The organism is Ruegeria sp. AP11 (genome assembly GCF_056535865.1).
Window position 1 is genome coordinate 3,477,314 of the sequence record NZ_JBQFJB010000001.1, and the last position, 11,334, is coordinate 3,488,647.

Annotated in this window: 10 protein-coding genes; 3 read left to right on the plus strand and 7 right to left on the minus strand. The window is 61.0% G+C overall.

Going from position 1 to position 11,334, the window contains the following annotated elements:
- Nucleotide 1: 1 nt before the first annotated feature.
- The 7 genes from ACR3E4_RS17365 to dusB form a co-directional block, all read right to left on the minus strand.
- Complete coding sequence (locus ACR3E4_RS17365; protein ID WP_480532124.1) at nt 2-1,180, minus strand: MFS transporter; 1,179 nt, start codon at nt 1,178-1,180, stop codon at nt 2-4.
- 43 nt (nt 1,181-1,223) lie between these two features.
- On the minus strand, nt 1,224-1,811 hold the full coding sequence (locus ACR3E4_RS17370; protein ID WP_480532122.1) for a helix-turn-helix domain-containing protein: 588 nt from the start codon (nt 1,809-1,811) through the stop codon (nt 1,224-1,226).
- Nucleotides 1,812-1,835: 24 nt separating this feature from the next.
- Nucleotides 1,836-3,245 carry a nitrogen assimilation response regulator NtrX gene (gene ntrX / locus ACR3E4_RS17375; protein ID WP_480532120.1) on the minus strand — a complete coding sequence of 470 codons (1,410 nt, stop codon included), beginning with the start codon at nt 3,243-3,245 and terminating at the stop codon, nt 1,836-1,838.
- On the minus strand, nt 3,242-5,467 hold the full coding sequence (locus ACR3E4_RS17380; RefSeq protein WP_480532359.1) for a sensor histidine kinase NtrY-like: 2,226 nt from the start codon (nt 5,465-5,467) through the stop codon (nt 3,242-3,244). Before ACR3E4_RS17380 ends, ntrX begins: the two co-directional genes overlap by 4 nt.
- 162 nt (nt 5,468-5,629) lie before the next feature.
- The gene (locus ACR3E4_RS17385) at nt 5,630-6,997 is read right to left on the minus strand and encodes a response regulator (RefSeq protein WP_480532118.1); all 1,368 of its coding nucleotides are present in this window, start codon (nt 6,995-6,997) and stop codon (nt 5,630-5,632) included.
- Complete coding sequence (locus ACR3E4_RS17390) at nt 6,997-8,076, minus strand: two-component system sensor histidine kinase NtrB (protein WP_480532116.1); 1,080 nt, start codon at nt 8,074-8,076, stop codon at nt 6,997-6,999. Before ACR3E4_RS17390 ends, ACR3E4_RS17385 begins: the two co-directional genes overlap by 1 nt.
- Nucleotides 8,073-9,056: a tRNA dihydrouridine synthase DusB gene (gene dusB / locus ACR3E4_RS17395; protein ID WP_480532114.1), complete on the minus strand. Its 984-nt coding sequence runs from the start codon at nt 9,054-9,056 to the stop codon at nt 8,073-8,075. Before dusB ends, ACR3E4_RS17390 begins: the two co-directional genes overlap by 4 nt.
- A gap of 179 nt (nt 9,057-9,235) precedes the next feature.
- Here dusB and ACR3E4_RS17400 point away from each other — a divergent pair, with 179 nt between their 5' ends.
- From ACR3E4_RS17400 to ACR3E4_RS17410, 3 genes are read left to right on the plus strand one after another with little or no spacing between them, the layout of a single operon-like run.
- Nucleotides 9,236-10,366 (plus strand): bifunctional 2-C-methyl-D-erythritol 4-phosphate cytidylyltransferase/2-C-methyl-D-erythritol 2,4-cyclodiphosphate synthase, encoded by a 1,131-nt coding sequence (locus ACR3E4_RS17400; RefSeq protein ID WP_480532112.1) that lies wholly within the window; start codon nt 9,236-9,238, stop codon nt 10,364-10,366.
- Nucleotides 10,363-10,860: a phosphatidylglycerophosphatase A family protein gene (locus ACR3E4_RS17405; protein ID WP_480532110.1), complete on the plus strand. Its 498-nt coding sequence runs from the start codon at nt 10,363-10,365 to the stop codon at nt 10,858-10,860. The genes ACR3E4_RS17400 and ACR3E4_RS17405 overlap by 4 nt, the downstream gene beginning before the upstream one ends.
- Nucleotides 10,857-11,333 (plus strand): CinA family protein, encoded by a 477-nt coding sequence (locus ACR3E4_RS17410; protein ID WP_480532108.1) that lies wholly within the window; start codon nt 10,857-10,859, stop codon nt 11,331-11,333. The genes ACR3E4_RS17405 and ACR3E4_RS17410 overlap by 4 nt, the downstream gene beginning before the upstream one ends.
- Nucleotide 11,334 lies beyond the last annotated feature (1 nt).

Here is an 11,334-nt window from a genome sequence, read left to right on the forward strand (position 1 = left end):
CTCATTCCTGGCTGACAGCCGCCTCGCGGCGCAGCCCCAGAAACATGTGCACTATCATGGCGATGGCATAGAAGCCCAGAACAGCCAGGAACATTGCCGCCTCACCCTGACCCACTAGAATCGCCAGCAGAACCGGCGTGCCCAGCAGGTTTCCGGCATTGCCCATCTGTGCCATTCCACCATAGCTGAGCGCCTGCGCCTCTGCCGTGTCGTTGAGCTGGGGCACCGCCGCAAAGCTGCCGCCTTGTACCAGCCCCAACACCGCGAACAACGCGACACAGACAACCGCCAGCGGAGCGCCCATGAACAAGATCCCGATGGCTGCTATGCCCAGACCAAATCCGAGATTGACCACCGTGACGCAGGATAATGCATTCAGAAGCAGAGGCACCAGTAGCCAGGACAAAGCGATCCCGGCTAATGGCATCAATGCCGCGACCGACGCGCCCTGCGCCTCGGGCAGCCGTCCGGGCAAAATCGCCAGCAGCGAGACAAAGGTCAGCGTATAAAAGAACCAGCCAATCGCCGGGGCCGAGATAAAGGGTGAGCGATAGGTTCTGACATGCGCCGCAACAAATTCAGCCCATCCACGACCGGTTTCCCTGATCGTTCCCATCTCGACCCTGATCCGGCTCAGCGCGATCATCGTGGCGATCAACAGCATCAGGGCTCCGTGCAGGGCAAAATAAGCAGACAATCCGAAACGGTCGACAATCGGCAGACCGAACCACGCATTCAGCGCAAAGGCGACACCAAAGAAGGTGCTCCACAACACCATCGCAAGATTGCGCGCTTTGCCAGTGGTGATCTGCGCAATCAGTGTGGGCGCCGCCACAACGATTGCCAGATGCGACACCCCTTCGACCAAACGGCTTGCCAACATAAGGTGGAAACCCGGCAGGCTGGCTTGCAGCACAGACAACACTCCGCCCAGAACCAGACCCGACAAAAGCAGGCGCATCGGCCCGACCCGCGCGGTTATCGCGCCAGAGGTCGCTCCGAACACCGCGCCCATCAGGCTGATGATCGACAACAGCCAGCCAATCACTGCGGACTGTTCAGGATAGAGCAGGCTGATATCGGCGAAGGGCACTGCGATCTTGGCGAACTGCGTGGCAGCGCCAAGCCCCGCCAGCCAGATCAGCATGACCTGCACAAATCTCAGGTAAGGATGTGTCATACCCCGGATTTAGCCTGCCCGCTCATCCACGGGAACGCATAAATTATGCGGCGCGCCCTCGCGACCCGCTGACCAGACGTACCGGAGTGCCATCGGCCAGGTAAAGCCGCTCCCAAACGATCTGACCCGCGCTGATCCTGATCCGGTCATGCACGGCCTCAGAGGTCAGAAACGCCTTGGGCGCAGGGGTATGCATGTCCCACCAGCCTTCGTTCTGCAACTCTGCCTCGGCCTGCCGGATTTCATCCGTTGCAAATTGCCAAAGCGAAACACCCAGCAACGCGGTCTGAGACGTCTTCCAATCACGGGCCCGGCTGGCTGAATAAGCCAGACAGGTATGGCTGGCTTCCTCGACCAGATGAACGCAATCGGTCGAATGGGCCACCAGCCTTTTCAGCGCAGAATCCTGAGCTCGCACCGGACCAAGGATTGAAAAGACGCCCTGCTGAACCTCAGCCGAGGGCGCCTGAGCCTCGTTTTCCCACCGCGATATCGTGGCCTGATCGACCTCCAGCATATCGGCCAAAGCGGATTGCTTGAGACCGACCGACCGGCGCAGTCTGAGCCTGCGACCAAAGGCAGGATAACCGATAGGCCCTGTGCCATCAGCCTTGGCATACCTGCTGATCATACGGCCCCCCTTTGGTCGGCGAAATCACTCTGCCGGTTCAGGTTCGTCAATCTGCGCGACACGTGCGCCCGATTTGTTCGAAGTCACGACCCCCAGCGATTTCAGCTTGCGATGTAGTGCACTGCGCTCCATGCCGACAAAGCTGGCGGTGCGGCTGATATTGCCGCCGAAACGGTTGATCTGGGTCAGCAGATATTCGCGCTCGAACGCCTCGCGTGCCTCACGCAGCGGCAGGGTCGCCAATGCGCCAGACAGAACAACACGACCGGACTCGTCGGATTTTTCTTCCTCGCTCGGCAGTTCGCGCGCCTCGATCGGGCCGGTGCCATCGCCAAGGATCAGCACACGCTCGATCAGGTTCTTGAGCTGGCGCACGTTGCCCGGCCACGTCATCGTTTGCAGCAGCGCGACCGCCTCGTCTGTCAAATCACGGGCTGGCAAGCCCTGTGTCTCGTTGCACATCTCGATGAAATGCTGCGCCAGAACCGGAATATCCTCGCGCCGTTCTTCCAGAGACGGAACCGCAATCGGCACGACGTTCAGGCGATGATACAGCTCTTCGCGGAAGCGTTCGGCTGCAATCTCAGTTTCCAGATCGCGGTTGGTCGACGAGATGACGCGCAGATCGACCCGCACCTTGTCACTGCCGCCCACCCGCTGGAACTGCTGATCCACCAGAACCCGCAGGATCTTGGACTGCGTGCCCAAGGGCATATCGGCGACCTCATCGAAATAGATCACGCCGCCATGCGCCTCTTCCAGCAGCCCGGATTCGATCCCGCGTTCCGAGGATTCGCGCCCGAACAGAACCTCTTCGACCCGCTCAGGCTCGATCCCTGCGCAGTTCACCGTGACGAAGGGGGCATTCGCGCGGTTGGAATGGGCGTGGATATAACGTGCGGCGATTTCCTTGCCCGACCCGGCAGGGCCGCTCAGCATCACGCGCCCGTTCGATTTGGTCACCTTGTCCAACTGACCCTGCATCGCCCGGAACGAAGCCGACTTGCCGATCATGTCCGAACAGCTCACCTCTTTGCGCTTCAGCGAGGCATTCTCGCGGCGCAGGCGCGAGGTTTCCATGGCGCGGCGGATCACCACCATCAACTGGTCTATGTTGAAGGGCTTTTCGATAAAGTCGTATGCACCTTGTTTGATGGCAGCCACTGCTATCTCGATATTGCCATGGCCCGAAATGATCACCACCGGCACATCCGGGTTGTCGCGTTTCACCGCCTTCAGGATGTCGATCCCATCCATGCGGCTGTCCTTCAGCCAGATATCCAGAATCAACAGCCCCGGAGGTTCGGCATTGATCGACGACATACACTCGTCCGAGTTTGCCGCCAGCCGGGTGGAATAGCCTTCGTCCTCGAGAATATCGGACACCAATTCGCGAATATCGCGTTCGTCATCTACGATCAGAATGTCGCTCATCTTTGGCCTGCTTTCAGTTTGTTTGTTTTAATCGCCTGTTTTTCCGGCGCGATTGTCGGGTCGCCTGAGACCCCGGGAAGACGAATGACAGCCATCGCGCCGAAATGGTCCTGTCCGTCGAATGTGGGCGCATCTTCCAATGTCAGCGCTCCGCCATGTTCTTCGATGATTTTCTTCACGATAGGCAAGCCGAGACCGGTGCCCTCATCACGAGTTGTCACATACGGTTCAAACAGCCGCGCCCGGTCTTCGGGCAGGCCGATACCGTTGTCGGCAATAGTGATTTGCGTACCCGCGTCGTCGCTGGAAACCGCCACTTTGATCTGAGGTTTCAGATTGTCCGGCGCGCCCTTTTCTTTCAGCGTTCCAATGGCTTCGCCTGCGTTCTTGATCAGGTTGGTCAGCGCCTGGCTGAGCATGGTGGCATCCACGTCCGCCATAATCGCATCCTCGGGCAGATCGGCGTCGATCTGCACATCCGGCTGCCCGGCCTGCTGCAGCAACACTGCCTCGCGCACCAGGCCCACAATATTCTCTTCCCGCCGTTCCGGTTCCGGCATCCGGGCGAATTTCGAGAACTCATCCACGATCCGCCGCAGATCGTTGGTCTGTCGTACGATCACGTCCGTCATCGACTCGAGACTGTCGCAATCTTCCTCATCCAGCTTACGCGAGAATTTACGTTTTATGCGCTCGGCGCTCAATTGGATCGGGGTCAGCGGGTTCTTGATCTCATGCGCGATCCTTCGGGCCACGTCCCCCCAGGCCGCCATACGCTGGGCGCTGACCAGATCGGTCACGTCATCGAAGGCCACCACATAACCTTCCAGCCCGCCATCTTCACCGCGCCGTGTGGCCATGCGCACCAGCAGGTTTTCCAGCTGCCCCTTGCGTGTCACCTTTACCTCGCCCTGCACCGCCTCCTGCCCGCTGGATTTCAGGTCGTCGAACAGCGGCAGGAACTCGGGCACGGCAATGCCGATGGCCAGATGCTGCTCTCCGCCTGACCAATCCAGCAAACGTTCAGCCGAACGGTTCACAAAGGTCACGCAGCCATCGGGATCGACCCCCACGACACCCGAAGTCACAGAACTCAGCACCGAGTCGAACAGCCGCCGCCTGCGCTCGATGTGGCGCGTGTTTTCCAGCAGCGTATCGCGCTGGCCTTTCAACTGGCGGGTCATCTGGTTGAAGTAACGGCCCAGCATGGCGATCTCATCATCGCTGGCCTCTTCGTAGACCTGAACGCTCAGATCCCCGGCACCGACGCGTTGCGCGGCCGTCGTCAGGCGGCCAACCGGGCGCGATAGCCGCTCGGCAAACCACATGCCCAGTGACATGGCGGCCAGGATCAGGATCACCGCAAACCCCAGATACAAAAGACCGAATTCGAACAGCACCCTGCCCCGTTCACTCTCCAGCTGGCTGTAGAACTGCGCTGTTTCCTTGGTTTCATCGAGCAGCGTCAACAGCTCGCCATCTACCTCACGACTGACATAAAGATAGCGGTCCAGATAAGCCTGCAGCGGTACAAGCGCGCGGAACTCGCTGTTTTCCCAATCGGCGATGATGACCATGCCCTGATCATTCGCCTCGATCATCTCTTCCGGCGTTGGGGCTTCGTAGTCGAACAGGTAGGAACGATCGCCACGCGACCGGATCTCACCAATGCCATCTATTACATAGGCCTCGCGCAGGCCGCGCTGAATTTGCGCCTGCCCCTGGGCCAGAACCTCACGCAGTTCGGCATCCGAGATGTAGTAGTTCAGCGTTCTCGCGTTATCCAGAAACCGCGCCAGAACTGTGGCATCCTGCGTCAGACCCTGCCGGTGCTCTTGTTCATAGGCTTCCGCCGCGCTGAGGGAGGAACCCACTACCTGCCGCACCCGGTCCGAAAACCAGCCCTCAAGACCGATATTCACGGTCAGACCGGCGAAGATCGCCACCGTGACGGTCGGCACCAGAGCCAACAGCGTGAATGCGCCGATCAAACGCAGGTGAAGACGCGACCCTGCCGATTTGGCCCGCCGCGCTGCGATCAGACTGAACAGCTGCCCCAGCACAAGTGCGGCCACGACCAGCACGTAAACCAGATCGGCCAGAAGTATCAGCCGCAGCGTCGGGGCTGCGGTGCCAAGATCGAAAGGACCGATGACCAGATATGTCGCCAGCGCCAGAACCGGGCCCAACATAACAAGGCCCAAGGTGCTGAAATTGCGCATCTTCCGGGACTTGCGCCACCGGTTGATCGATAGGATCGGCCCGTTCTGTGCCCGGGTTGCCACCGTCTGCCCTCTTACTGATGTGCCGCTTTCGCGGCGTACCGCCATATGTCGTGGTCGTTCCCGGGTGCGAACCCGAATGCCACGGTTTGTGTGGCGATATTACATCAGTTTGCGACGACGTGTCACCTGAATATCGAGGTCGGTGATCTTTTTCCGCAGCGTATTTCGGTTAATCCCCAGAAGATCGGCACATTTTGCCTGATTGCCGCCGGTCGCATCCAATGCGATTTCGATCAATGGCACCTCGACCTCGCGCAGAATGCGCTGATACAGGCCCGGAGGCGGCAGGATATTTCCGTGCAGATCGAAATAGCGTCGCAGGTGGCGACCGACCGAGGCAGACAGCTTCTCGCGCTCGCCATCGCCCAGAACCGGTTCAGCCTCGGGCTGACTGCCCAGCACCATCTCAACTTCGGTGCGCGAAATTTCATCGACGCGGCTGGTCAGGCTGAGGCGGCGGATCGCGTTTTCCAGTTGGCGCACATTCCCGGGCCAGGAATACCGGCGCACCAGTTCAGCGGCCTCGGGGCTGAGACGGCGTTGCGTGCCGCTGTCCCGCTCTTCCCGCGCCAGAAAGTGATCAGTGAGCAAAGTGATATCATCGACCCGTTCCCGCAAGGCCGGAACATGGATCGTTGCACCGCAAAGGCGGTAATAGAGGTCTTGCCGCACGCGGCCGCTCTCCATCGCTTCGGTCAGATCCGTTTGGCTGGTGGCCATGAAACGCGGCACATGATCGCCGGTCGTGTCCATCATCCGCACGATGCGGGCCTGAATTTCGTCATCGATATCGGCAATCTCATCAATCAGCAGCGTCCCGCCCCGCACGCGTGCCATCACCCGCGCGGGGCCTTCCAGATCGCTCAGATCGGCGGCCGTCGCGGTTACAAACGGCAGCGTCCGACGGTCCGAAAAATCGTGAATGGCACGCCCGATCAGGGACTTACCCGTACCGCTTTCGCCCGAAATCATTACCGACAGATCGGTATTCATCACCCGTGCCACCAGACGATACAGCGCCTGCATCACCGGGGTGCGCCCCACCAGCGGCAGGTCTTCCGGGCGGTCTTCGACGACCGCAACAGGATCAACCTGCGCGCGCTGTTTCTGGTCCAGCGCACGGGCGGTGCGCTTCATCAGATCGGGCAGGTCGAACGGCTTGGGCAGATAGTCATAAGCCTCGGCCTCGGCTGCCTGAATGGCCGTCATGATAGTGTTCTGGGCCGAGATCACGATGACCGGCAAACCGGGACGGTCCTGCGCGATCTTGGGCAGCATCTCCAATCCGTTTCCATCCGGCATCACCACGTCCGAAATCACCACGTCACCCTTTCCCTCGGCCACCCAGCGCATCAGCGTGGTCAGCGACGAGGTCGCATGTACCTTGCACCCCGCCCGCGTGAGGGCCTGTGTCAGAACCGTGCGGATCGTGCGGTCGTCATCGGCAACCAGAACTGTGCCATCCATCAGATGCTCTCCTTTTCATAGGCGTCCGGCGGCGCGCGCCGCAGGGACAGGCGGAAGACGGTGCGCCCGGGCACCGATTCCGCTGAAATCCAGCCGTCGTGGTCGGAAACGATCTTGCTCACCAGCGCCAGCCCAAGACCGGTGCCGTTTTCCTTGCCCGAGACGAACGGATCGAAGATATCGCTCTGGATATCCTCGGGCAGGCCCGGCCCGTCATCGATGATCTCAATCTGCAAGGGCAGCAAATGACCGGACCCGTCACTGCGCCGCAGCCGAAAGGAATGCTCGAAATAAGTTCGCAGCCGGATTGTGCCATTGCCTTCAGCGACTTCCGAGGCGTTCTTGAGCAAGTTCAGGATCACCTGCAAGAACTGATCCGGGTCTCCGTAGGCCAATGGCAGCGACGGGTCATAATCCTCGACAATGGTCATATGCGCGCCAAACCCCAGCAGCGCCGAGCGGCGCGCACGGTCCAGAACGTCGTGTATATTGACCGGCTTGAAATCGGGTTGCGACAGGTTTCCGAACTGCTCCACCTGCTCCAACAGCTTCACGATGCGGCGGCTTTCCTCGACGATAAGGTCTGTGAGTTCAAGGTCTTGCTGCGAGATATTCATGCTGAGCAATTGCGCCGCGCCGGTAATTCCAGCCAAGGGGTTCTTGATCTCATGCGCCAGCATCTCGGCCATGCCGATGGCAGACTGCGCCGCCGATTTCACCGTATTGCCCCGCGTCATCCGACCCGCCAACTCGCGGGGCGAAATGATCATGATCATCGAGCCAGGATGCCCCATCAGCGGCGCGATCTGCAGCGCGCATTGCAGCGGCGCGCGATTGCCCGAGCCCACATCCACATCATTCACGAACAAGGGCGTGCCCTGCTGACGGGCGCGCAAGAACGCCTCCTCCAACGGTGCATCGACCGCCAGTTGATCCCAGACCGGGTGTCCGATCACCGCCTTGCGTGAGGCGTTCAGAAACCCCTCGCCCGAGGAATTGACGTCGGAAATACGATCCTCAGAATCAATGATGAAGGCCGGAACCGGAAGCGAGCTCCAGATGCTTTGGTCCGAGGTCACGCCGCCACCTCCGCCCGGTCGCTCAGCGCATCGCCAAGAAGGTTCAGAACCTCATCCGTATCGCGCGACGTCAGAACCGCGCGCCGCAAGGTGGCCTGTGTCCCGGCTTCATCCATGTACCAGCCCAGATGCTTGCGCGCGACACGCAGACCCAGATCAGCGCCATAGAACGCCAGCATCGCCTGATAATGCGCGCGCACCATGTCGATCAGGTCCGAACCCGTCGGAATGATCGGAGCTTCAGCGCCATAAAGATCGTGACATATCTGTGCCAGCAGCCAAGGCTTGCCCTGCGCGCCGCGTCCCACCATCACTCCGTCAGCCCCGGATTGATCCAGCGCGCTTTTCGCGGCCTCCGTGTCAATGATATCGCCATTTGCGATGACGGGGATCGAGACCGCTTCTTTCACTGCCCGGATCGCGTGCCAGTCGGCGCGGCCCTTGTAGAACTGACAGCGGGTGCGCCCATGGATCGTGACCATCCGAATGCCTGCGTCCTGCGCCCGCCGCGCCACATCGGGTGCGTTCAGCAGAGTGTCATCCCACCCCAGCCGTGTCTTCAACGTCACCGGCACGTCCACCGCACTCACGACGGCCTCGATCAGCGTCAACGCATGATCCGGCGTCTTCAACAAAGCCGAGCCGGAATAGCCGTTGGTTACCTTCTTGGCGGGACAGCCCATGTTGATATCGATCACCCGCGCGCCCCGATCGACGACCTGCCGGGCGGCCTCGGCCATCCAATGCGCCTCACGTCCGGCCAGTTGCACGGCAGTGTTTTCCACATCCGCCGACAGTTCGGCCCGTTCGCGCACGCCCGGTTTGGCCTGTACCATCTCCTGACTGGCGACCATTTCACTGACCACCATGCCCGCGCCAAAGCGCATCACCAGATCCCGAAACGGTCGGTCCGTGATTCCGGCCATGGGTGCCAGCAGCACCGGAGGGGTCAGATCCTTATCAGCAAGATGCAGGGTCAATGTGCCTAATCCTTGAGCAGTTGCGCATTTGATATCGAAATCGCAGCATATGAACAACAAAACGGCGCCATTCAAGCCTGCAAAATCATCATTTGCCTAATTATTGGGCATGTTGACGCGGGTGATTGCCTCTGCATTCACCGCCCCCTAAACAATGCCCCAATCAGGAGAACCCGCAGATGACCACAGCCGCCATCATCGTCGCCGCCGGACGCGGCCAGCGCGCCGGGGGCGGTATGCCCAAACAGTGGCGCGCTTTGGCTGGCCAACGCGTCGCCGATTGGACCATTGAAAGGTTCAGGGGTCTGGTTGACCATATCGTTCTGGTGCTGGCCGAAGAAGACACCGCCGCCTGGGACGAATTCGGCGCAACCGACCTGATTCTGGCGCCGGGCGGCACAGACCGGGCCGGATCGGTCCGCAACGGGCTGCGGGCCTTGGAAGCATATGGCGTTAGAAAGGTTCTGATCCACGACGTTGCACGGCCTTGTGTCAGTGCTCGGGTAATCCACGATGTTCTGGCTGCGCTCGACACGTATCCCGCAGCCGCGCCGGGTCTGGCGGTCACCGACGCGCTCTGGACCGGGGATGGATCGGTGGTAACAGGCACACAGGACCGGTCCGGTCTGTACGCTGCGCAAACGCCGCAAGGGTTTCACTACGGCGCAATCACTACCGCCCACGCGACCCATCCGGGGGGTGCCGCAGATGATGTCGAAGTCGCACGCGCTGCCGGGATTGATGTTGCGATCATTCCGGGCGACGCGGATAACCTGAAAATCACCCGGCCCGAAGATTTCGACCGGGCAGAACGCATAATGGGTAAAGATATGGATGTAAGGCTGGGCAACGGCTATGACGTGCACCGCTTTGGCGACGGAGACCACGTGATCCTCTGCGGCGTAAAGGTACCGCATGACCGAGGATTGCAGGGCCATTCCGATGCCGATGTCGGAATGCACGCGGTCACCGACGCGATCTATGGCGCGCTGGCGCAGGGCGATATCGGGCAGCATTTCCCGCCCTCTGATCCGCAGTGGAAAGGTGCAGCCAGCGAGATATTCCTGCGCCATGCCGTCGATCTGGCCGGGCAGATGGGATATGCCATTTCGAATGTCGATTGTACGCTGGTCTGCGAATACCCCAAGATCGGTCCGCACGCCGCGGCAATGCGGGATCAGATGGCCCTGATCATGGGCCTGCGCGCCGATCAGGTCTCGGTCAAGGCCACCACGTCCGAGCGGCTGGGCTTTACCGGCCGCAGCGAGGGCATCGCTTCGCTCGCCACCGCCTGTCTGGTGAAGTCATGACTGCGGCGCGTCTGATCGGAACCGTCTGTGGCGTTGGCTACCTGCGCCCTGCCCCCGGCACATGGGGGTCGCTGGCCGCGCTGCCATTGGCCTGGGTGCTGCACATGCTGGGCGGCTTCCCCCTTCTGGTCATCGGAACACTCGCAGCCTTCATCGGTGGCCTCTGGGCCACGCGCGTAATGACCGCAGGACAGGAAGACCACGACCCGTCCGAGATCGTCATTGATGAGGTCGCGGGCCAATTCATCGCGCTCTGGGCGATTTCCTACCCTTCATGGGCGCACGGGATCGAAATCACCGCGCTGTGGCCCGGCTGGATCGCCGGTTTCCTGCTGTTCCGACTGTTCGACATCACCAAACCCGGCCCGGTCGGTTGGGCCGACCGGCGCGGAGACCCGATGGGCGTGATGCTGGACGACGTGATTGCGGGCATCTTTGCCGCAATCGGTGTGGCGCTGCTGGCCGGGTTTTCGCACGGAGTGCTGGGCCTGTGACCGCGACCGAAATCCTCGACCGCGCCAGGGCGCAGGGCGTGATGATCGCCACCGCCGAAAGCTGCACCGGCGGCATGGTCGCCGCCGCGCTGACCGATATTCCCGGCAGCTCTGCCGTGGTCGAGCGTGGTTTCGTCACCTATACCAACACCGCCAAGCGGGAAATGTTGGGCGTACACGCTGACACGCTTGAAGCCCATGGTGCAGTCTCGGAACAGGTTGCCCGCGAAATGGCCGAGGGCGCGCTGCGGAACGCGCACGTGCAACTGGCGGTTTCGATCACCGGCATCGCAGGCCCCGGCGGGTCAGAGCACAAACCCGAAGGGCGCGTCTGTTTCGGGCTGGCCCGCGCGGCACATCCAACCCGCACCGAAACTGTAGAATTCGGCGCGCTGGGGCGGGACAACGTGCGCAAAGCCGCGCGCGATCACGCGTTGCAGATGTTGCTGAGCGGCCTTTCGCAATCCGCTTAAT